Annotated in this window: 19 protein-coding genes; 9 read left to right on the top strand and 10 right to left on the bottom strand. The window is 67.3% G+C overall.

Annotated features, from left to right (window positions below):
- Nucleotides 1-137 precede the first annotated feature (137 nt).
- Nucleotides 138-1,460 carry an ABC transporter substrate-binding protein gene (locus ACNJ7E_RS07405; protein WP_007295814.1) on the top strand — a complete coding sequence of 441 codons (1,323 nt, stop codon included), beginning with the start codon at nucleotides 138-140 and terminating at the stop codon, nucleotides 1,458-1,460.
- A gap of 69 nt (nucleotides 1,461-1,529) precedes the next feature.
- Here the strand turns inward: ACNJ7E_RS07405 and ACNJ7E_RS07400 are convergent, their stop codons facing one another.
- Genes ACNJ7E_RS07400 through ACNJ7E_RS07385 form a run of 4 tightly spaced genes read right to left on the bottom strand, consistent with a single transcriptional unit; the run spans nucleotide 1,530 to nucleotide 5,697 of the window.
- A complete protein-coding gene (locus ACNJ7E_RS07400; protein ID WP_005247455.1) occupies nucleotides 1,530-2,324 on the bottom strand; it encodes an ABC transporter ATP-binding protein in 795 nt (264 codons plus the stop codon).
- Nucleotides 2,321-3,340: an ABC transporter ATP-binding protein gene (locus ACNJ7E_RS07395; protein WP_105413707.1), complete on the bottom strand. Its 1,020-nt coding sequence runs from the start codon at nucleotides 3,338-3,340 to the stop codon at nucleotides 2,321-2,323. Before ACNJ7E_RS07395 ends, ACNJ7E_RS07400 begins: the two co-directional genes overlap by 4 nt.
- Nucleotides 3,333-4,322, bottom strand: coding sequence for a branched-chain amino acid ABC transporter permease (locus ACNJ7E_RS07390; protein ID WP_009473649.1), 990 nt, complete (start codon nucleotides 4,320-4,322; stop codon nucleotides 3,333-3,335). The genes ACNJ7E_RS07395 and ACNJ7E_RS07390 overlap by 8 nt, the downstream gene beginning before the upstream one ends.
- A 4-nt stretch (nucleotides 4,323-4,326) precedes the next feature.
- Nucleotides 4,327-5,697 (bottom strand): branched-chain amino acid ABC transporter permease, encoded by a 1,371-nt coding sequence (locus tag ACNJ7E_RS07385; RefSeq protein ID WP_280782500.1) that lies wholly within the window; start codon nucleotides 5,695-5,697, stop codon nucleotides 4,327-4,329.
- A 226-nt stretch (nucleotides 5,698-5,923) separates the two neighbouring features.
- Here ACNJ7E_RS07385 and polA point away from each other — a divergent pair, with 226 nt between their 5' ends.
- Complete coding sequence (gene polA / locus ACNJ7E_RS07380) at nucleotides 5,924-8,668, top strand: DNA polymerase I (RefSeq protein WP_418339487.1); 2,745 nt, start codon at nucleotides 5,924-5,926, stop codon at nucleotides 8,666-8,668.
- Nucleotides 8,669-8,687: 19 nt separating this feature from the next.
- Here polA and trxA read toward each other — a convergent pair whose 3' ends face one another.
- Together trxA and ACNJ7E_RS07370 are read right to left on the bottom strand one after the other, a co-directional pair.
- Nucleotides 8,688-9,056 carry a thioredoxin gene (gene trxA, locus ACNJ7E_RS07375; RefSeq protein WP_005247443.1) on the bottom strand — a complete coding sequence of 123 codons (369 nt, stop codon included), beginning with the start codon at nucleotides 9,054-9,056 and terminating at the stop codon, nucleotides 8,688-8,690.
- A gap of 73 nt (nucleotides 9,057-9,129) precedes the next feature.
- Nucleotides 9,130-10,131, bottom strand: a complete 1,002-nt coding sequence (locus ACNJ7E_RS07370; RefSeq protein WP_418339486.1) for a helix-turn-helix domain-containing protein — start codon at nucleotides 10,129-10,131, stop codon at nucleotides 9,130-9,132.
- 191 nt (nucleotides 10,132-10,322) lie between these two features.
- On the opposite strand from ACNJ7E_RS07370, the gene ACNJ7E_RS07365 reads away from it, so the two are divergent.
- Nucleotides 10,323-11,228, top strand: coding sequence for a DMT family transporter (locus ACNJ7E_RS07365; protein WP_280782497.1), 906 nt, complete (start codon nucleotides 10,323-10,325; stop codon nucleotides 11,226-11,228).
- Here the strand turns inward: ACNJ7E_RS07365 and ACNJ7E_RS07360 are convergent, their stop codons facing one another.
- A complete protein-coding gene (locus ACNJ7E_RS07360; protein ID WP_280782496.1) occupies nucleotides 11,229-11,750 on the bottom strand; it encodes a 2'-5' RNA ligase family protein in 522 nt (173 codons plus the stop codon).
- Nucleotides 11,751-11,769: 19 nt separating this feature from the next.
- Here ACNJ7E_RS07360 and ACNJ7E_RS07355 point away from each other — a divergent pair, with 19 nt between their 5' ends.
- The 4 genes from ACNJ7E_RS07355 to ACNJ7E_RS07340 all read left to right on the top strand — a co-directional run bounded on the left by ACNJ7E_RS07355 (nucleotide 11,770) and on the right by ACNJ7E_RS07340 (nucleotide 15,707).
- Nucleotides 11,770-12,867: an isocitrate/isopropylmalate dehydrogenase family protein gene (locus ACNJ7E_RS07355; protein ID WP_280782495.1), complete on the top strand. Its 1,098-nt coding sequence runs from the start codon at nucleotides 11,770-11,772 to the stop codon at nucleotides 12,865-12,867.
- A gap of 148 nt (nucleotides 12,868-13,015) precedes the next feature.
- Nucleotides 13,016-13,945, top strand: a complete 930-nt coding sequence (locus ACNJ7E_RS07350) for an ABC transporter substrate-binding protein (protein WP_050787246.1) — start codon at nucleotides 13,016-13,018, stop codon at nucleotides 13,943-13,945.
- Between the two features lie 20 nt (nucleotides 13,946-13,965).
- Nucleotides 13,966-14,949 carry an amino acid ABC transporter permease gene (locus ACNJ7E_RS07345; RefSeq protein ID WP_280782602.1) on the top strand — a complete coding sequence of 328 codons (984 nt, stop codon included), beginning with the start codon at nucleotides 13,966-13,968 and terminating at the stop codon, nucleotides 14,947-14,949.
- The gene (locus ACNJ7E_RS07340; protein ID WP_005247428.1) at nucleotides 14,946-15,707 is read left to right on the top strand and encodes an amino acid ABC transporter ATP-binding protein; all 762 of its coding nucleotides are present in this window, start codon (nucleotides 14,946-14,948) and stop codon (nucleotides 15,705-15,707) included. Before ACNJ7E_RS07345 ends, ACNJ7E_RS07340 begins: the two co-directional genes overlap by 4 nt.
- Before the next feature lie 39 nt (nucleotides 15,708-15,746).
- Here ACNJ7E_RS07340 and ACNJ7E_RS07335 read toward each other — a convergent pair whose 3' ends face one another.
- Nucleotides 15,747-16,640 (bottom strand): class I SAM-dependent methyltransferase, encoded by an 894-nt coding sequence (locus ACNJ7E_RS07335; RefSeq protein WP_418339485.1) that lies wholly within the window; start codon nucleotides 16,638-16,640, stop codon nucleotides 15,747-15,749.
- A gap of 249 nt (nucleotides 16,641-16,889) precedes the next feature.
- Here ACNJ7E_RS07335 and rpsA point away from each other — a divergent pair, with 249 nt between their 5' ends.
- The gene (gene rpsA, locus ACNJ7E_RS07330; protein ID WP_005260398.1) at nucleotides 16,890-18,374 is read left to right on the top strand and encodes a 30S ribosomal protein S1; all 1,485 of its coding nucleotides are present in this window, start codon (nucleotides 16,890-16,892) and stop codon (nucleotides 18,372-18,374) included.
- Between the two features lie 148 nt (nucleotides 18,375-18,522).
- On the opposite strand, the gene ACNJ7E_RS07325 is transcribed toward rpsA, so the two are convergent.
- The gene (locus tag ACNJ7E_RS07325; RefSeq protein ID WP_280782493.1) at nucleotides 18,523-18,741 is read right to left on the bottom strand and encodes a hypothetical protein; all 219 of its coding nucleotides are present in this window, start codon (nucleotides 18,739-18,741) and stop codon (nucleotides 18,523-18,525) included.
- 170 nt (nucleotides 18,742-18,911) lie between these two features.
- On the opposite strand from ACNJ7E_RS07325, the gene coaE reads away from it, so the two are divergent.
- Nucleotides 18,912-20,126 carry a dephospho-CoA kinase gene (coaE, locus tag ACNJ7E_RS07320; RefSeq protein WP_280782492.1) on the top strand — a complete coding sequence of 405 codons (1,215 nt, stop codon included), beginning with the start codon at nucleotides 18,912-18,914 and terminating at the stop codon, nucleotides 20,124-20,126.
- A 1-nt stretch (nucleotide 20,127) separates the two neighbouring features.
- On the opposite strand, the gene ACNJ7E_RS07315 is transcribed toward coaE, so the two are convergent.
- Complete coding sequence (locus ACNJ7E_RS07315; RefSeq protein WP_105413716.1) at nucleotides 20,128-20,646, bottom strand: ribonuclease FAU-1 family protein; 519 nt, start codon at nucleotides 20,644-20,646, stop codon at nucleotides 20,128-20,130.
- Between the last annotated feature and the right edge of the window lie 25 nt (nucleotides 20,647-20,671).

Genomic DNA, 20,671 nt, shown 5'->3' with positions numbered 1-20,671 from the left:
TCGTCGTATTCAGATCACAGTAAGGTCACGAGCCTTTCTGGACGGATCGCGAAAGCCGCCGGACCGCTAGCGTCTGATCCCACAGCGGACGCCAACTCGGGTGGCGCCCGCACTCAGGTGATCTAAGGAGAGTTTGGATGGCTAAACGGACCCTCGTGCGGGCGGCCGCGGTTCTCGGCGCGGCATCTCTCGCACTGGCAGGTTGTAGTTCGGACAGTGGCGACGACTCCGCGAGTGGGAGTGACAGCTCTGCCTCGGCCACCACTGTTTCCACCGACTGCACGCCCGAAGAGGCGGCGGCAGCGGGTGCCCCGTCCACGGCGCCGCTGAAGATCGGCACTCTGCTCCCCGACACGGGAAGCCTCTCCTTCCTCGGACCGCCGATGGTGGCGGGCACCCAGCTCGGCGTCAACGACGTCAATGCGGCCGGTGGGGTTCTCGGCCAGCCGGTCCAGCTGATTCCCGGCGACTCGGGCGACACCACCACCGACACGGCGAACACCACCGTCGACCGGGAACTGGCCGCGGGCACCCAGGTGATCATCGGCGCGGCGTCGTCCTCGGTGTCGCTGAAGGTCATCGACAAGGTGTCCAGCGCCGGCGTCGTGATGTTCTCCCCGGCCAACACGTCCGACCAGTTCGTCTGCTACCCGGACAAGGGCCAGTACTTCCGCACCGCCCCCACCGACGTGTTGCAGGCTCAGGCTGTGTCGCAACTCATCTCGGACGACGGCGGCCAGCGCGTGTCCATCCTGGCCCTCAACGACCCGTACGGAACCGGGCTCGCCGACAACATCCAGAAGAACCTCGTCGACGCGGGCATCCCCGAGGACCAGATCCAGAAGATCATCTACGACCCCAACGCGCAGTCGTTCAACTCCGAGATCGACCAGGTCAAGGACTTCGCCCCCGACGCTGTCGCGGTGGTCGGATTCGAGGAGTCGGCGAAGATCATCACCCGTATGCACGAGGTCGGCATCGGCCCGTCCGACGGGATGAAGGTCTACGGCGTGGACGGCAACATGGGTAACGCGCTCGGCGAGTCGGTGGCCGCACCGCTGCTCGACGGCATGCAGGGCACCACGCCGCTCACGGACGTCGGTCCGGCCTTCCAGGATCGTCTCAAGGGCATCAACCCGGGGCTGATCGACTTCAACTACGCCGGTGAGTCCTACGACGCGGTAGTCGTTTCCGCGCTCGCCGCGGAAGCCGCGAAGTCGACGGCCGGTCGCGACATCGCCGCGAACATCAACGCCGTCACCGAGGGCGGAACCCCGTGCACGTCCTACCAGGAGTGCCTGCCGCTCGTGCAGGCCGGCACGGACGTCGACTACAACGGCATCACCGGCAAACTCGACTTCACCGCCGCAGGCGAGCCGTCCATCGGTTCGTACGGCAAGCTGAAGTTCGGTGCCGACAACAAGCTGACGACGGACGGATACATCGTCGTCGGCGGATGATCGCACTCACCTGAAACGGACTGTGGGCCAGGGAAACCTGGCCCACAGTCGTGTCCGGAACCACCGGACCTACTTCTTCTCCTGACTTCCCGCGAGGGTCCCGAGGTACAGCTCGATCACCTTCGGGTCGTGCATCAGGTTGGGTCCCGAGTCGGTGTACGCGTTGCGGCCCTGGTCGAGGACGTAGCCGCGGTCGCAGATCTGCAGGCACCGGCGGGCGTTCTGCTCGACCATGATCACCGAGACGCCCGCCGCGTTGATTCGCTTGCAGCGGATGAACACCTCGTCCTGGAACATCGGGGACAGTCCGGCGGACGGCTCGTCGAGCAGCAGCACGGACGGTTCCATCATCAGTGCCCGGCCCATCGCGACCATCTGCCGTTCACCGCCGGACAGGGCGCCCGCCTTCACCTTCTTCCGCTCGACGAGCAGCGGGAAGAGGTCGCCGACGAACGCGAATCTCTCCGCGAAGAGCTTGGGCCGCAAATACATCCCCATCTCGAGGTTCTCCTCGATGGTGAGCGACGGAAAGACGTTCTGCGTCTGCGGGACGTAGCCGACACCCTTCTGCACGAGAACGTGGGCGGGTTTGGACGTGATGTCCTCACCGCGCAGTGTCACCGAACCCTCACGCACCGGTATCAGCCCGAACAGCGACTTCAGGAGCGTGGACTTCCCGGCACCGTTGGGACCGATGATGCCGACGATCTCACCCTCGCGCAGGAAGAAGTTGCACTCGCGGAGGATGTTGACGCCGGGGATGTACCCGGCCACCACACCGTCCGCGCGGACGAGGGCACCCTCGGCGAGCCGGGCATGCTCCTCGGGTGTGGCCGCGAATTCCGCTGGGGTCAGTTCGGTCATGAGTTCTCACGCCTCAGCTCGGTGATGTCGGGTTCGGAGAGGTCGCCGCCGGTCTCGAGGGTTGCCGCCTCCGCGTTTTCGAGTGCCTCGGCCAGAACGGCCGTCGCGCCCACCGGATTCCCCTCGTCGTCGAACTCGAGCGCCTGATCGTGGTGGCTGCCCAGGTAGGCGTCGACCACCGCGTTGTTGGACGAGAGGTGTCCCGGTGTGGACTCGGCGATCACACTGCCCTGCGCCATCACCACCACCCAGTCGCTGATGTCGCGGATGACGTCCATGTCGTGTTCGACGAACACGACGGTCATGCCCTCGTCCCGAAGCGACTTGATGTGGCCGAGCAGGCTCTGGGTGAGCGCCGGGTTCACGCCGGCCATCGGCTCGTCGAGCATCACCACGGTCGGCTCGGTCATCAGCGCCCGCGCCATCTCGAGCAGCTTGCGCTGACCACCGGACAGCGAGCCGGCGAGATCGTCGGACTTGGTGTCGAGCTTGAACCGCGCGAGCAGTTCGTTCGCTCGTTCGGTGACGGCCCGTTCCTGCGCCTTCCACGTCCACGGCAGGAGCGTGTTGAAGATCCGCTCACCGCGCTGCCCGGTGGCGCCGAGCCGAACGTTGTCGAGCACCGTCAGCTTCGACAGCGCCTTGGTGAGCTGGAACGTGCGGACGACGCCGCGGCGGGCCACCTGGTGCGGATACATCCGGCCCAGCGACTGGCCATCCATCGACCACGTGCCGCTGTCCGGCCGGTCGAAACCGGTGAGCAGATTGAACAGGGTGGTCTTGCCTGCACCGTTCGGACCGATCAGTCCGGTGATGCAGCCGCGCTGGATCTCCAAATGCGCCACGTCGACGGCCTTGAGCCCGCCGAACGTCCGGGACACGTTGTCGACCACGAGGATCGGGTCGGGTTTCGGTGCGCCGGGGGAGTGCGGGACGTCGGTGAAGATCGAGGCCCGTTCCTCGTCGGTGAGAACGGTGTCGGTCTGCAGATGATCCGGCAGTCTGTGGTCAGGCATTGAGCTGCACCTCCCGCTTGTTGCCCAGTATGCCCTGTGGCCGGAAGACCATCAGCACCGCGATCATGATGCCGAGCAGGACGAACCGCATGGCCCCGACCTGCTGTTCCGTCAGCGGCAGCAGCGGCTCCGGCCCGGAGATCGCTTGTCGCAACAGGGCGTCCGGGATGGCCAGCAGGAACCAGAACAGCATCGCGCCGACCACCGGTCCGAAGACCGTGGCCGCGCCGCCGAGGATGAGGGCGCCGAACGCGAAGAACGTCTGTGCGGTGGAGTAGAAGTCGGGGTTGATCGACTTGGTCTGCAGTGCGTTGAACACGCCGCCGAGCCCGCCGATCATGCCGCCGAGGACCAGCGCCTGCATCTTGTAGACGAACACGTTCTTGCCGAGGGCGCGTGCGGCGTCCTCGTCCTCGCGGACGGCCTTGAGGACACGGCCCCACGGGCTGTGCGTCAGGAGGAACACGAACCCGCACAGCACCAGGACGAGAGTCCACCCCACGACCATCGACCAGAGGTCGTCGCCGTAGAACTTCACGCCGAGGAAGTTGTACTGCTTACCCGAGTCGAACGGGCTGAGCGTCGTGAACGGGTCCGCGAAACCGAACAACCCGTTGGTGGATCCGGTGATGGAATCCGATGCGGTGGAGCGGAAGATCAGGCGGAGGATCTCGGATGCGGCGATCGTGACGATGGCGAGGTAGTCGGCCCGCAACCGCAGCGTCGGGATACCGAGGACGACGGCCAGCAGTCCGGCCGCGGCGAGACCGACGAGGATGCCGACCCACAGCGGCTGCTGGTAGGTGACGGTCATGATCCCGACGCCGTAGCCGCCGAGGAGGGCGAAACCGATCTGACCGAAGTTGAGCAGTCCGGCGTAGCCGAAGTGCAGGTTGAGGCCGATCGCCAGCAGCGCGTAGAAGATCGCGGACGGGCCGATCAGCTGGGCGAGCGAGACCTGGAGTGCTCCTGCGATGTCCATGCCCTCACCCGATCCTTTGCCGGCTGCCGAGAATGCCCTGAGGCCGGACCACCAGGATGACGATCAAGATGAGCAGTCCTCCGATGTACTTGAGGTCGGGGTTGATCACCAGCGTCGACAGCTGGACGAGCAGACCGACGATCACGCAGCCGAGCAGCGCGCCGTAGGCGGTGCCGAGTCCGCCGAGCGTGATGCCGGCGAACATCAGCAGCAGGAGCTTGAAGCCCATCTCCCACTGCACGCGGCCGCCGAGTTCGGAGATGCCGAACAGGACGCCGCCGAGCGCGGCGAGACCGCCGCCGAGACCCCACACGAAGCGGATCACCCGTTCGACGTCGATGCCGGACGACGCGGCCAGGTCGCGGTTGTCGGACACCGCGCGCATGGCCTTGCCGATGCGCGTCTTCTGCAGCAGCAGGGCCACTCCGACGAGAACGACGAGACTGATGCCGATGCTCACGAGGTTGGCGTCGGTGATCGCGATCGGACCCCAGTGCCTCTCGACCTGGGCCTGGTAGTCGACGAACGGTTCCGCGCGATCGGAGAAGAAGATCAGGATCAGGTAGCGCAGGGAGATCGCGAGCCCGATCGACACCACCAGCTGCGCTATCAGGCCGGTCTTGCGTCGCCGCAGCGGTTTCCAGATCCCGGCGTTATTCAGCAGTCCGATCAGGATGCCCACGAACACTGCGAGGATGGTGGCCGGGATCAGCTGCACACCGAACGTCACGTTGATCACCCACGCCGCGACCGCGCCGAGGGTGACGAGTTCGCCGTGCGCGAAGTTCGTCAGGCCGGTGGTGCCGTAGATCAGGCTCAGCCCGACTCCGGCGATGGCGATCACGAGACCGAACCGGAGTCCGTCGATGGTCTGGCGAATCAGCTTCTCGTAGAACGGGACCGCGGAACCGGTACGGGCCTCGCCGAACGAGAAGATCACCGTGTTGGTGCGACCGGCCACCACTTCCCGCTGCACCGTGGCCTGCACGCTGACGTCGTCGGGAAGCGAGTCCGCCACGATCTCGAACGTGTACGTGCCGGGCGCGACCTGGAGTTCCCAGCGGCCGTTCGACTCCGACGTCGCCTTCGCCACCTCGTTGCCCGACGAATCGAGAGCGCGCACCTCGACGTCCGCGAGCCGTTCGCCGGCGTTGTTCAGATTGCCGCTGACCCGGACCGCGTTCTCCGGGGGCGTCGGTTGCCCGCTCGTCGCGGGCGGTGGGGGCGGTGGGGTGGGTTCCTGCGCCGCCGCGGGACCGCCGAACGCGATCGCCGCGACGAGGCCGAGCAGGACGAGGACGAACGCACGGCCGAGTTGCCGGGTGACCGACCCTCGTCTCGTGCGTTTCCTCGCGGATTTCGGTCGCGTCCTCACTGCTGGGAGTCGCTTCCTCACGGTTGGGGCCACGCAGGTCCTCCGGGGACGTGTAGATCGGTCAGGAACGTGCCGCGACGGACTCGACTACCGCCCGTGCCGCAATTTCCGGACTCTAACGGCTCCGGTCGCGCGAAATGGGGTTCTCGGATTTCCGGCACGTTTCGGTTGGGTATCGAACCATCCGGCTGATCGGTGTCGGATCCGCTCCCTAGACTGGGCAACCGTGAGCCCTGCAACCACCCCCCGGTCCACCACGTCCCCCGCGTCCGGCGCAGCAGCGTCGTCCGACGATCGCCCCACCCTGATGCTGCTCGACGGCCACTCGCTGGCCTTCCGTGCGTTCTACGCCCTGCCCGCCGAGAACTTCAAGACACACAGCGGTCAGGTCACCAACGCCGTCTACGGGTTCACGTCGATGTTGATCAACCTGCTGCGCGACGAACAGCCCAGCCACGTGGCGGCGGCGTTCGACGTGTCCAGGCAGACGTTCCGGGCCGAGAAGTTCCCGGAGTACAAGGCCAATCGCAGCAAGGCACCGGACGAGTTCAAGGGGCAGGTCGAGATCACCAAGGACGTCCTCGGGGCCCTCGGTATCCCGGTGATGGCCGAGGAAGGCTTCGAGGCCGACGACATCATCGCCACGCTCACCACCCAGGCCGAGGCGCTCGGGTACCGCGTCCTGGTGGTGACCGGCGACCGGGACTCGCTCCAGTTGGTCACCGACGGGGTCACGGTGCTGTACCCCAAGAAGGGCGTCTCGGACCTCACCCGGTTCACACCGGCGGCCGTCGAGGAGAAATACGGGCTCACACCTGCGCAGTACCCCGACTTCGCGGCGCTGCGCGGCGACCCGAGCGACAACCTGCCGGGCATCCCGGGGGTGGGGGAGAAGACCGCCACCAAGTGGATCAAGGAGTACGGCGATCTCGTCGGCCTGGTCGACAACGTCGACAAGGTCCGCGGCAAGGTCGGTGACGCGCTGCGCGAGAACCTGCCGAACGTCCTGCTCAACCGGGAACTCACCGAAATGGTGCGCGACGTCCCGCTGCCGTACACCCCGGACCAGCTGATGCTCGCGCAGTGGGATCGGGAGAAGATCCACGCGCTGTTCGACGACCTCGAGTTCAAGGTGCTGCGCGACCGGCTGTTCGCCACATTGGCCCCCGTCGAAGCCGAGGCCGAGGAGGGCTTCGAGGTGCGGGGGAGCGCGCTCGATCCCGGGGCCGTCGCGGACTGGCTGTCGGCGCACGCGTCGACGGGCGAGCGATCCGGCGTGTCGGTGGTCGGCACCCGCACCCCGTACGGCGGTGACGTGACGGCGATCGCCATCGCCGCCGCAGACGGCGAGGGCGCCTACATCGCCACCGCGTCCGCCACCCCGGAGGACGAGAAGGCGCTCGGCGACTGGCTCGCGGACGCCGGTCAGCCGAAGGCCCTGCACGAGGCCAAATGGGCGATGCACGCGCTGCGCGGACGCGGCAGGGTGCTCGGTGGTCTCACCAGCGACACCGCGCTGGCGGCCTACCTGGTGCGTCCCGGGCAGCGGACGTTCAACCTCGACGACCTGTCGCTGAGGTACCTGCGCAGGGAGCTGCGGGTGGAGGAGACCGGCCAGGAGCAGCTGTCGCTGCTCGACGACGCCGACCAGGTCGACGCGGAAGCCGCCGAGACCGAAATTCTCAGCGCCCGCGCCGTCCTCGACCTCGCGGCCGCGCTCGACACCGAACTCGACAACATCGAATCGACGGCTCTGCTGTCCGAGATGGAGTTGCCGCTGCTGGACGTGCTGGCCGACATCGAGGCGTCCGGTATCGCCGTCGACGGCACCCACCTGCACGACCTGCAGAGCCGATTCGCGGCCGAGGTCTCCGCGGCGGCGGAGGCGGCCTACGGGGTCATCGGCAAGCAGATCAACCTCGGGTCGCCCAAGCAGCTGCAGGTCGTGCTGTTCGACGAGCTGGAGATGCCCAAGACGAAGAAGACGAAGACCGGGTACACCACGGACGCCGAGGCGTTGCAGAACCTGTTCGAGAAGACGTCGCACCCGTTCCTCGAGCACCTGCTCGCGCACCGCGACGCGACGCGGCTGAAGGTCACCGTCGACGGTCTGCTCAAGACGGTCGCCGAGGACGGGCGGATCCACACGACGTTCAACCAGACCGTCGCGGCCACCGGCCGGCTGTCGTCGACCGAGCCGAACCTCCAGAACATCCCGGTGCGCACGGATGCAGGCCGGCAGATCCGGGACGGCTTCGTCGTCGGCGAGGGCTACGATTCGCTGCTCACGGCCGACTACAGCCAGATCGAGATGCGGATCATGGCCCACGTGTCCGGCGACGAGGGCCTGATCGAGGCGTTCAACACCGGCGAAGACCTGCACAGCTTCGTCGGCGCGCGTGCGTTCGGCGTTCCGATCGAGGAGGTCACACCGGAGCTTCGCCGCCGCGTGAAGGCGATGTCGTACGGGCTGGCGTACGGGCTGAGCGCGTTCGGTCTGGCCGCCCAGCTCAAGATCTCGACCGAAGAGGCCAAATCGCAGATGGAGGCGTACTTCGCCCGGTTCGGCGGGGTCCGCGACTACCTGCACGAGGTCGTCGAGCAGGCCCGCAAGGACGGCTACACGTCGACGCTGTACGGGCGTCGCCGCTACCTGCCCGACCTCACCAGTGACAACCGCCAGCGGCGGGAGGTCGCCGAGCGCGCCGCGCTCAACGCCCCCATCCAGGGCACGGCCGCCGACATCATCAAGGTCGCGATGATCAACGTGCAGCGATCACTGCGCGACGCGGGCCTGAAGTCGCGGATGCTGCTGCAGGTCCACGACGAACTCGTGCTCGAGGTCGTCGATTCGGAACGAGAACAGGTCGAACAGCTGGTCCGCGACAAGATGTCCTCGGCCATCGAACTGTCGGTGCCGCTCGACGTGTCCGTCGGCACCGGTCGCAGCTGGGACGCCGCCGCACACTAGGCGGCGGCGGTCCTCCGCCCTATTCGGCCGGGGCCTGCTCGGCGATCTGCTTACGCACCTCGTCCATGTCGAGGGCCTTGACCTGCGTGACCAGATCCTCGAGCGCCGCAGGCGGCAGCGCACCCGGCTGGCTGAACACCAGCACACCCTCGCGGAACGCCATGATGGTCGGGATCGACCGGATGTTCGCGGCGGCGGCGATGCCCTGTTCCGCCTCGGTGTCGACCTTGGCGTGTACGACGTCGGGGTGCTGCTCGGACGAGGCCTCGAAGGTGGGGGCGAAGGAGCGGCACGGACCGCACCACGATGCCCAGAAGTCGACCAGAACGACGTCGTTGCCGGTCACGGTCTCGTCGAAGTTCTGCTGAGTCAGAGTCTTGGTGGCCACAAGGGTCCTTTCGTTCGGTGACTGCTTTGCGTGTGCAACGCCGCGCCGCCGTCGATTCTTCCCTGCGGCGCCGTCAGCCGGTGCGCTCCGTGTCCCGGAACGTGCGGCGGTACGCCTGCGGGGTGGTGTGCCGCAGCCGCAGGAAATGCTGCCGCAGCACGGCGCCGCCGCCGAAACCGACCCGTTCGGCGATCACGTCCACCGACAGGTCCGAGTTCTCCAGCAGGTGCTGCGCGGCCAGCACCCGCTGATCGCTGAGCCAGCGGGCCGGGGTGGTTCCGGTCTCGGCCTGGAACCGCCGCGCGAACGTGCGGGGCGACAGGTTGGCCTTGGCCGCCACCGCGGTCACGGACAGGTCGAGGGCGAGGTGCTCGGTCATCCAGTCGAGCAGCGGGCCGAGGGTGTCGATCGTCGTCGACGGCAGCGGCATCGCCACGTACTGCGCCTGACCGCCGTCCCGGTGCGGCGGGACGACCATGCGCCGCGCGATCCCGTTGGCCACCCGGCTGCCCTGCTCCTTGCGCACGATGTGCAGGCACAGGTCGATACCCGCGGCGGTGCCCGCGCTGGTCAGGACGGGATCGTCGTCGACGTACAGGACATTCGGGTCGACCGTCGCAGCCGGGTGGAGGTCGGCGAGCCGCTGAGCGTGCCGCCAGTGGGTGGTGCACTTGCGTCCGTCCAGCAGTCCGGCCGCGCCGAGCACGAAGGCGCCGCTGCAGAGGCTGGCGACCTTGGCGCCCCGGTCCACCGCGGCCCGGAGTTTATCGAGGAGGGGGTCCATGCACGGGTCGGGGTCCTTCGCGCAGACGAAGGTGCCGTCCGCCTCGGCGTAGGTTCCGCCCGCGGGAACCACGATGAGGTCGGCGTCGTCGAGCCGGTCGAGGTCGTACGGGACGTCGATGCCGTAACCGAATCGGGTGCGGATGGGTTCCCGTGAGCCGGCGACGAGGGAGAAGTCGTAGGTGGGGAGTCCGTCGTCGGATCGGTCGAAACCGAACACCTCGCAGGCGACTCCGAGCTCGAACGCTTCGGTGAGCGGCATGAGCGGGACTACGACTTTATTCAGCACCATCCCACTATGGCAGAAATATGGTCAACAATGTCGTTTCTGCCACTATTTCTCGGACGCCGATGCTACGAGGCTGAAGACATGACAATCCTGGTCGTGGTACTCCTCGTGTTCCTGGCGCTCGACGCGCTGGCGCTCGCCGGCCGCACGCCCGACACGCACAACGAAGTCATCCAGCACGGGGACTTCCGGTTTTGAGAGGGAACCTGGCGGTCCAGTACGCGGGCACGGCGCTCGCCTGGGGCGCGAGTTTCCTCTTCATCAAGGTCGGGCTCGAGGGCCTGTCCTTCACGCAGGTCGTGCTGTGGCGACTCGTGTTCGGGGCGGTGACCCTCGGTGCCGTCCTCGGACTCACCCGGACGCGGTTGCCGCGCGAAGCGGCGACATGGGCGCACCTGTCGGTACTGGCGGTCGCCCAGTGTGTGGTGCCGTGGTTGCTGTTCAGCTGGGCCGAGCAGAGCATCAGTTCGGGCCTGGCCAGCATCTACAACGCGACCACACCGCTCATGACGATGTCGGTGGCACTGGCGTTCCTGCCGGGGGAGAAGCTTACGGATGCAAAGCTGTTCGGCCTCCTGCTCGGATTCACCGGGGTGGTCGTGGTGCTGGCGCCGTGGCAGGCGGGGATCATCGGCAGCGTCCCCGCCCAGCTCGCGTGCCTCGGTGCGACCGCGTCGTACGGCGTGGCACTGGTCTACCTGAGGCGGTTCATCCTTCCGCGAGGCGTCGGAACACCCACCATCGCGTTCATGCAGGTGTCGATCGCCGCGGCCGCCATGCTCCTCGCCACCCCGTGGGTCGCGAGCACGCCGATGCACCTGACCCCCGCGATCGTCGCCTCGATGATCGGGCTCGGGGCGTTCGGCACCGGGCTGGCGTTCGTGTGGAACACGAACGTGGTGCGCGGCTGGGGGCCCACCGCGGCCTCCACCGTCACCTACCTGACGCCGGTGGTCGGGGTCGTGCTCGGCGCGGTCGCGCTCGACGAGCACATCTCCTGGAACCAGCCCGTCGGGGCACTTGCGGTGATCGCGGGAATCGTCGTCACCCAACGGTCTTCGCGCAAGGCCGCCGAGACGGTCGCCGCGGACGCACCGTGATCACGGCGGTGCCGTGACCACCCACTCGCGTTTGGCGTCCCCGTCCCACCGGCGCACCACCGACGCCCGGCCGACGATGTCGCCACCGTCGAGCAGCCGCGCGGCCTCCGCGATCTGATCGGCAGGCAGTCGCCGCGCGAGAGTCACGTGCGGCGTCCACTCGCCCGGGCGGATGTGCGGCGTGATCTCCGTGGCGTGCGCCGCGAGATCGAACACGCTGCGGTGCAGGGACAGCAGGGCCTTCGACGGCACCACCAACCGCGACAGCGTGACGTGCCTGCCGCCGAACATCACGAGCCCGCCCAGCCTGATGTGGAACGAGGGCGTCGCGATCCGGCGGCCCAGCAGTTCGTCGATCTCGGGTGGGATGTGGCGTGCCACGAACAGGGTGATGTGGGGCCGATTCGATTCGGCGCGAACACGAGTGCGGCTGGGCATCCCGGCATCCCACAGGCGTTGCCACTCCGCGCGCACGGCAACGTCGGTCGCTTCGTCGAACAGCAGTTCCACCGACTGGACCATGGTAGGCAATGATGGCCTCATGAGCGGTGCCACGGCAAACATTTCCGATACCCGGATCGGCGTACTCCTCGGCGACGGCATCGGTCACGAGATCGTCCCGGCAACCCAGCGGGTGGTCTCGGCCGCGGTGGCCGCGGCGGGCGGCGGCGCCGTCGACTGGGTGGAACTGCCCCTCGGCCTGGGCGCCATCGAGTCGCACGGAACGCCGATCCCCGACTCCACGCTCTCCGCGCTGGACGAACTCGACGCGTGGATCCTGGGTCCGCACGACAGCGCCGCCTACCCGGAACCGTTCCGCGGCCGGCTGACCCCCGGCGGGGTGGTGCGCAAGAGATTCGACCTCTTCGCGAACATCCGCCCCGCCCGCTCGCTCGAGGGCGTCGCCTCGACGGTCCCGGACATGGACCTGGTGATCGTCCGGGAGAACACCGAAGGGTTGTACGCGGACCGGAACATGTTCGCCGGCAGCGGAGAGTTCATGCCGACCCCCGACGTGGCGCTGGCGGTCGGCGTCGTGACGAGGAAGGCGTGTGAGCGCATCGCGCACACCGCATTCGCGCTGGCGCGCACCCGCGGCCGCCACGTCACGATCGTGCACAAGGCCAACGTCCTGTCGATGACGACCGGACTGTTCCGCGACGTCTGCCGGGAGGTGGGGGAGCGCGACTACCCGGACGTGCGGATCGACGACGAGCACGTCGACGCCATGACCGCGCACCTCGTCCGCAGGGGGCGCGACTTCGACGTCGTGGTGACGGAGAACATGTTCGGCGACATCCTGTCGGATCTGACGGGTGAGCTGTCCGGCTCGCTCGGCACCGCCCCGTCGATCAACAGTTCGGAGACCAAGGTGATGGCGCAGGCGGCGCACGGAGCCGCCCCCGACATCGCGGGCCACAACCGGGCCAATCCCACGGCGCTGATGCTGTCGGCCGCGATGATGCTCGAATGGCTCGGGGACCGCCGCGCAGACCGGCATCTGGGCGGCGCGGCACACCGGATCCGCGACGCGGTCCGTGCGACGATCGCGTCCGGAGTCGCCACGGCTGACCTGGGTGGACTCGCGTCGACCGGTGAATTCACCGAGACCGTCCTCGCCCGGACACTGCGTCGCTGAAACCGCCGCCACGGGCCGGGACAGGCCGTTAATGTTCGGTAACGACGTCCGCAGATGCGGGTGCCGTAACCTACCGTTCGACTATTCGGAGTTCGAGAGTTCTCCGTCGCCGTAGCTCGCTCGGTGTACCACGATTTCCTTGGAGGACATGCCAGTGTCTGGTCGATCCGTCTTCGCGCGAGGCCGAGTGGCCCGCACCATCTGTGCACTGGCGGGCGGCAGTGCTCTGCTGCTCGCCGGATGCGCCAGCAACACCGAGGGCGGCGGTACGCCTTCCGGAGAAGAGACCGTCGCCGTGGAAGTCGACAAGGTGGATGCCATCGCGGCGACACTGCCCGAGAAGATCGCCTCGTCCGGCAAGATCATCGTCGGTGTCAATATTCCCTACTCGCCCAACGAGTTCAAGGATCCGAGCGGCAAGATCGTCGGCTTCGACGTCGACCTCGTGGACGCCGTGAGCAAGGTGCTCGGCGTGACACCCGAGTACACCGAGGCGGACTTCGACAAGATCATCCCGTCGATCCAGGCCGGCAGCTACGACATGGGTATGTCGTCGTTCACGGACACCAAGGAACGCGAGCAGTCGGTCGACTTCACCACCTACTTCAGCGCCGGAGTGCAGTGGGCGCAGCCCGCAGGCAAGTCCGTCGACCCCACCAACGCCTGCGGCCTGCGGGTCGGCGTGCAGACCACCACCATCGAGGATCTCGAGGAGGTGCCCGCCAAGAGCGCGGCGTGCGTGGCGGCCGGGAAGCCGCCCATCGAGATCGTGAAGTTCGACAGCCAGGACGACGCCGCCAACGCCGTCGCGCTCGGCAAGGTCGACGCGATGTCCGCCGATTCGCCCGTCACCGCCTACGCGATCAAGCAGAGCGACGGCAAGATCGAGGCCGCGGGCGAGGTCTTCGACGCCGCGCCGTACGGCTGGCCCGTCGCGAAGGGTTCGCCGCTCGCGCAGACCCTCCAGCAGGCGCTGCAGCACCTCATCGACGACGGCACCTACCGGACGATCGCGGAGAACTGGGGTGTCGAGGCGGGCGTCATCACCACGTCCCAGATCAACGGCGCCACGAGCTGAGCGGTTGACGAGTGTCTGACGTGGAGAAGGCTCCGGACCGGTCCGGCACCGAGGCGGGGCAGGAACCGGAACCGATCAAGGCGATCCCGCTGCGGCGGCCCGGCCGCTGGATCGCCGCGATCGTCGTCGGTCTGTTGCTGGCGCTGTTCGTCAACGGTGCGCGCACCAACGAGGCGTACCGCTGGGACGTCTACGCCCGGTATCTGTTCGATGCACGGATCTCGGCCGCGGCGTGGAACACCATCCAGCTGACGATCCTGTCGATGGCGATCGCCATCATCCTGGGTGTCGTCCTCGCCGTCATGCGACTGTCGCCGAACCCGGTGCTGAAGGCGGCGTCGTGGGGTTACCTGTGGATTTTCCGCGGGACCCCGGTCTACGTGCAGTTGGTGTTCTGGGGACTGTTCCCGTCCATCTACAAGCAGCTGGATCTGGGCATCCCGTTCGTCCACCAGTTCGTGCACATCGACCTGCAGGGGATCAACGCGGCGTTCCTGTTCGCGGTGATCGGTCTGGGACTCAACGAGGCCGCGTACATGGCCGAGATCGTCCGGGCCGGCGTGAACTCGGTGGCCGAGGGGCAGACCGAGGCGTCGGTGGCGCTCGGCATGACATGGTCGCAGACCATGCGCCGCACGGTCCTGCCGCAGGCCATGCGGGTGATCATCCCGCCCACGGGCAACGAGCTGATCAGCATGCTGAAGACGACATCGCTGGTCACCGCGGTGCCGTACAGCCTGGAGTTGTACGGACGTGCCAGAGACATCTCGGGTGCGAACTTCCAGCCGATCCCGCTACTGATGGTGGCCGCCACCTGGTACCTCGCCATCACCAGCCTGCTGATGATCGGCCAGTTCTACCTGGAGCGCTACTACTCGAAGGGTGCGTCCCGCAAGCTCACCCCGCGGCAACTGCAGGCGCTCGCCGACGCGCAGGGCAAGCCGCTGGTGATCGAACCCGGGCCCGAGACCTTGCCCGACACTCCCGGAGGGGAACGACGATGACGCCGATGGTCAAGGCGGACCGGGTCTGCAAGAACTTCGGGGCGCTGAAGGTACTCAAGGGTGTGTCGCTGGAGATCGACGCCGGCCAGGTCCTGTGCCTGGTCGGGCCCTCGGGCTCGGGGAAGTCGACGTTCCTGCGGTGCATCAACCACCTCGAGCAGGTCAACGCCGGGCGGCTGTACGTCGACGGCGAGATCGTCGGGTACTCCGAGCGGGGCGGCAAGCTCTACGAACTCCATCCCAGGGCGGCCGCGAAGCAGCGCCGCGACATCGGGATGGTGTTCCAGCACTTCAACCTCTTCCCGCACCGGACGGCACTCGAGAACATCATCGAGGCGCCCATCCAGGTGAAGAGGCTGAGCAAGAAGAAGGCGCTCGAGCGAGGACGTGACCTCCTCGAGCAGGTGGGCCTGAGCGAGAAGGCGGACGCGTACCCGGCGCAGCTGTCGGGTGGTCAGCAGCAGCGCGTCGCGATCGCCCGCGCGCTGGCGATGGACCCCAAGCTGATGCTGTTCGACGAGCCGACGTCCGCCCTCGACCCGGAGCTGGTCGGGGAGGTGCTGACCGTGATGAAGGATCTCGCGGCCGGCGGCATGACGATGGTCGTCGTCACGCACGAGATGGGCTTCGCACGCGAGGTGGCCGACCAGCTCGTGTTCATGGACGCCGGCGTCGTCGTCGAATCGGGGAACCCCCGCGAGCTGCTCGCCAATCCGCAGCACGACCGCACCAAGTTGTTCTTGTCGAAGCTGCTGTAGTGGCCTCCGGCCCCGTGAGTACTTCTCAACCGCGGGCGGTTAAGAAGTACTCACGGGTTTGCGGCAGCTGAAGATGGCGGTGCCGGGGAAGATCTGTCCCCGCAGCGGGCTCCACTGCCCCCATTCCCGGTCGAGCCATTCGGGCCACTCCGGCTCGATGATGTCGCGTACCTCCAGTCCGGCCGCCACGATCTCGCGCACCCGGTCGCCGATGGTCCGGTGGTGCTCGACGTAGGTGGGGACGCCGTCGCCGTCGACCTCCACGTAGGGGGTGCGGTCGAAGTAGGGGAGCGACGCGGTGAGCCCTCGGGGGCCCGGGTCGTCCGGGAAGATCCAGCGGATCGGATGGTTGACGGCGAACACCCACGCACCGCCCGGGCGGAGTACCCGGGCCACTTCACTCATCACCTGCTGTGAGTCCGCCACGAACGGAACCGCTCCAAAAGCCGAACACGCGATGTCGAAGCTCGCGTCGGCGAAGGGGAGGTGCTCGGCTCCCGCATGAACGAGCGGCACGGTCGCGCCGCCCGCCCGCATGGCCTCGAGCCCGCGGGTCAGCATCGACATGGACAGGTCGAGCCCGACTGCCCGGGCGCCCCGGCCGGCGAGCCACCGCGCGCAGGGCGCGGAACCGCAGCCCACCTCGAGGACGTCCTTGCCCGCCACGTCACCGAGAAGGTGGTAGTCCCCCTCGTGGAGGCCCTCCGGACACCAGACGAACTCACCCTCGGACGAGTCCACGCCGAGGAACTCGCCGTGGGTGCGGTGGTAGTCGTCCGCATCGGCGTCCCACCAGGCACGGCTCGCGCGTTCGCTGGACTCGGAATCGACGCGGACGCGGCTCACCCCGGACGTTCCGAGCACGCTGTTGGCGGTGCCGTGTCGGTCGTCTTCCGGGGAGAGAGGAGAATCGGACGGGCGAGGATCGGGCATGGGCAACAGAGTAGAGCGTGGGAACGTGCCCGGGTTTGCCCAGCTTGCCCACGGGCGCGTAGCCTATTGCACGCGAGTGTCTATGTGTGCGGCATCGGATTCGGTTCAGTTCGAGTTTGTTCGGTTCCAGTCGGGTGTCGTTCACTGCGCTTGCGGTGATCTGATTCGGCGGAGTGTTTCGTCGGTTCAGGTTGCTTGTCCGACAGAACACCATCAACCGACCACAACCCGTCCGGAGCAACTCAACACATGCCCTCCACCACCGTGACCTCGCCGCAGGTAGCCGTAAACGACATCGGCTCCGCCGAGGACTTCCTCGCCGCCATCGACGCAACGATCAAGTACTTCAACGATGGCGACATCGTCGAAGGCACCATCGTCAAGGTCGATCGCGACGAGGTCCTGCTCGACATCGGTTACAAGACCGAAGGCGTCATCCCTTCCCGTGAGCTCTCCATCAAGCACGACGTCGACCCCAACGAGGTCGTCTCCGTGGGCGATGAGGTCGAAGCTCTCGTCCTCACCAAGGAGGACAAGGAAGGCCGGCTGATCCTGTCGAAGAAGCGCGCTCAGTACGAGCGTGCCTGGGGCACCATCGAGGAGCTCAAGGAGAAGGACGAGGCCGTCAAGGGCACCGTCATCGAGGTCGTCAAGGGCGGCCTGATCCTCGACATCGGCCTGCGTGGCTTCCTTCCCGCTTCGCTCGTCGAGATGCGCCGTGTCCGCGATCTGCAGCCGTACGTCGGCAAGGAGATCGAGGCCAAGATCATCGAGCTCGACAAGAACCGCAACAACGTCGTCCTCTCGCGCCGTGCATGGCTCGAGCAGACGCAGTCCGAGGTTCGCAGCGAGTTCCTGCACCAGCTGCAGAAGGGCCAGGTCCGCAAGGGCGTCGTGTCCTCCATCGTCAACTTCGGTGCCTTCGTGGACCTGGGCGGCGTCGACGGCCTGGTGCACGTGTCCGAGCTGTCCTGGAAGCACATCGACCACCCGTCCGAGGTTGTCGAGGTCGGCACCGAGGTCACCGTCGAGGTTCTCGACGTCGACCTGGACCGCGAGCGCGTCTCCCTGTCGCTCAAGGCGACGCAGGAAGACCCGTGGCGTCAGTTCGCCCGCACGCACGCCATCGGCCAGATCGTGCCCGGCAAGGTCACGAAGCTGGTTCCGTTCGGTGCCTTCGTGCGCGTCGAAGAGGGAATCGAAGGCCTCGTCCACATCTCCGAGCTGGCCGAGCGCCACGTGGAGGTCCCGGACCAGGTTGTCGGCGTCAACGACGATGCGCTCGTCAAGGTCATCGACATCGACCTCGAGCGTCGTCGCATCTCGCTGTCGCTGAAGCAGGCCAACGAGGACTACAACGCCGAGTTCGATCCGTCCAAGTACGGCATGGCGGACAGCTACGACGAGCAGGGCAACTACATCTTCCCCGAGGGCTTCGATCCCGAGACCAACGAATGGCTCGAGGGCTTCGACAAGCAGCGCGAAGAGTGGGAGAACCGCTACGCCGAGGCTGAGCGTCGTCACAAGATGCACACCGCTCAGATGGAGAAGACCGCTGCAGACGAGGCCGCCGAGGCTGCCACCGCTGCTGCCGGCTACTCCTCCGAGTCGGGTGCCGGCGACGCCGACGCCGCTTCGGCCGCCAGCACCTCGTCGTCCGAGTCTGCCGGCGGATCGCTGGCCAGCGACGCACAGCTCGCCGCTCTGCGCGAGAAGCTGTCGGGCAACGCCTAGCAAGTCCGCCTGACTCGTCAGGCAAAGCCGAAGACCCCGCTCCTGCACTGCAGGGGCGGGGTCTCGTCGTTGCAGGACGTCCGAACATGACTGTGGCCCAACCTCTCCGGAGGTTGGGCCACAGTGGTGTGGGGGGTGAGGCTGGTGCTCAGTTCGCGGTGGCGGGAATCCAGTAACCGGACGACGGCTGTACGTCGGCGCGCTTGCGCATCGTTGCGAAGCTGTGCCTGCCCTGGCTGATGAGTGCCGTGAGCCAGGTCCGGCGGTGGTCGGCGAGCGCGGAGGCCACCTCGGGGATCTCCATGCAATGCACCCCGCCCGCAATGCCGAGGCGGTGCCGACCGAACTGGTTGCGGTGATCGCGCATGGCGTTCCTCTTCTTCGAGAAGGTGCAGGTCGGGTGCGTTCGCTAGAACATAACCGACCGTGTCGGACATCTGTGGTATTTGGGGCAGGTGAGTCTGCAGAGGGAGGAGAGGGTGGAGATCGGCGAGGGACGTGCGTACTCGGTGCGCGGCGGGTGCAACACTGGGAGGCGTGTTGAGAATCGGCCTCACTGGAGGCATAGGAGCCGGTAAGTCCACCGTGTCGAAGGTCCTCGCCGAACTCGGGGGAGTGATCGTCGACGCCGATCTGATTGCGCGGGAGGTCGTCGAACCCGGAACACCCGGCCTCGCCGCGCTCGTCGACCGGTTCGGCGAGGAGATCCTGACGGAGGACGGCACACTCGACCGGCCCGCCCTGGCTGCCCGCGCCTTCGCCGACGACGAATCGCGGCTCGCGCTGAATGCGATCGTTCACCCGCTCGTCGGGGCGCGCACCACCGAGACGATCGAATCGGCGCCCAAGGACGCCATCCTCGTCCAGGACATTCCGTTGCTGGTCGAGGGCGGAATGGGCGCGGCCTTCCACCTGGTCGTCGTCGTGTTCGTCGATGCCGAGGAGCGGGTGCGGCGGCTTGTCGGATCGCGGGGAATGCCCGAGACCGATGCGCGCGCGCGGATCGCAGCCCAGGCCGACGACGATCAGCGGCGGGCGGCGGCGGACGTCTGGCTCGACAACAGCGGTGCCCCTGGCGCGCTCGAGCCGGCGATCCGGGCACTGTGGTCGGAGCGTCTCGTGCCCTTCGAGTCCAACATCCGCACGCGGACCGTCGTCCGGGTCCTGCCCGAACTCGCTCCGCCGAATCCGCAGTGGCCGGCGCAGGCCGACCGGCTGATCGCTCGCGTGAAACTGGTGTGCGGCGACCGCGCCGTCCGGATCGACCACATCGGGTCGACGGCCGTCGAAGGATTGCCCGCCAAGGACGTCATCGACGTCCAGGTGACCGTCGCGAACCTCGAGACCGCGGACGACCTCGCCGAATCCCTCGCCGACGCCGGGTTCCCCCGCATCGAGCACATCACCGCCGACGACCCGAAGCCCTCGTACCAGGGCGGAGAGACCGACCCGGCCCTGTGGGGCAAGCGAATCCACGGCGGTGCCGATCCCGGACGGCCCGTCAACATCCACATTCGCGTCGACGGGTGGCCCGGACAGCAGTTCGCGCTCGTCTTCCGCGACTGGCTCCGCGCCGACACCGAGGCCCGGACCGAGTACCTCGCGGTCAAGGAAGGTGCGGCGGAGAAGGCGGCCGGTCACACGGACTACCGGGACGCGATCACCGCCTATGTGGACGCGAAGACCCCGTGGTTCGACCGCGCCTATCACCGGGCGTGGGAATGGGCCGAGCGGACCGGCTGGAGCGCGTAGGTCACCGCCAGTCGATCGGCATCCCGATCGAGGCCAGCCAGCGGCCGAGGTCGTGGCCGTGCGCGGCGATGCCGTCGATCGCCGTGGTGGCGGTGAGGATCGCCCGCTCGGCCGTCGCCGTGTCGAGCAGGCCGGTGGTGTGCGCCTCCATCAGCTCGTCGACGTCGAGGAGTTCGGTGTCGCGGCCGGTGCGGACGACCAGGTCCAGGTAGTGGTCCTCGGACTTCCACACGTCGTCACCCCGGGTGAAGCTGCCGATGTCGACGTAGTGGTCCTGATCGCGCTGGTGGTAGGGGTGGTAGTGGAAGATCGACGCCCGCAGGCCGAGGTCGGGGAGCAGCCACGACTCCAGGTAGTGGAACTGCCGGTGGTCGGAGGTGCGCGCCATGTACAGCCCCCACGGTTCGACGCGGTAGTGATCGACGTGGCGGACGAACCCCTTGGGGTCGGTGTTGGTGTGATCTCGTAGGTCGAAGTACTCGACCTTCGGTGGGTGGATGTCGTGACTCGCGCCTGCCATGGTGGGGAACCTACCGGGTTTTTCA

Source organism: Rhodococcus mengyinensis (genome assembly GCF_048381435.1).
Classification (GTDB): Bacteria; Actinomycetota; Actinomycetes; order Mycobacteriales; family Mycobacteriaceae; genus Rhodococcus_F; species Rhodococcus_F opacus_D.
This window is presented reverse-complemented; position numbering and strand designations above follow the sequence as displayed.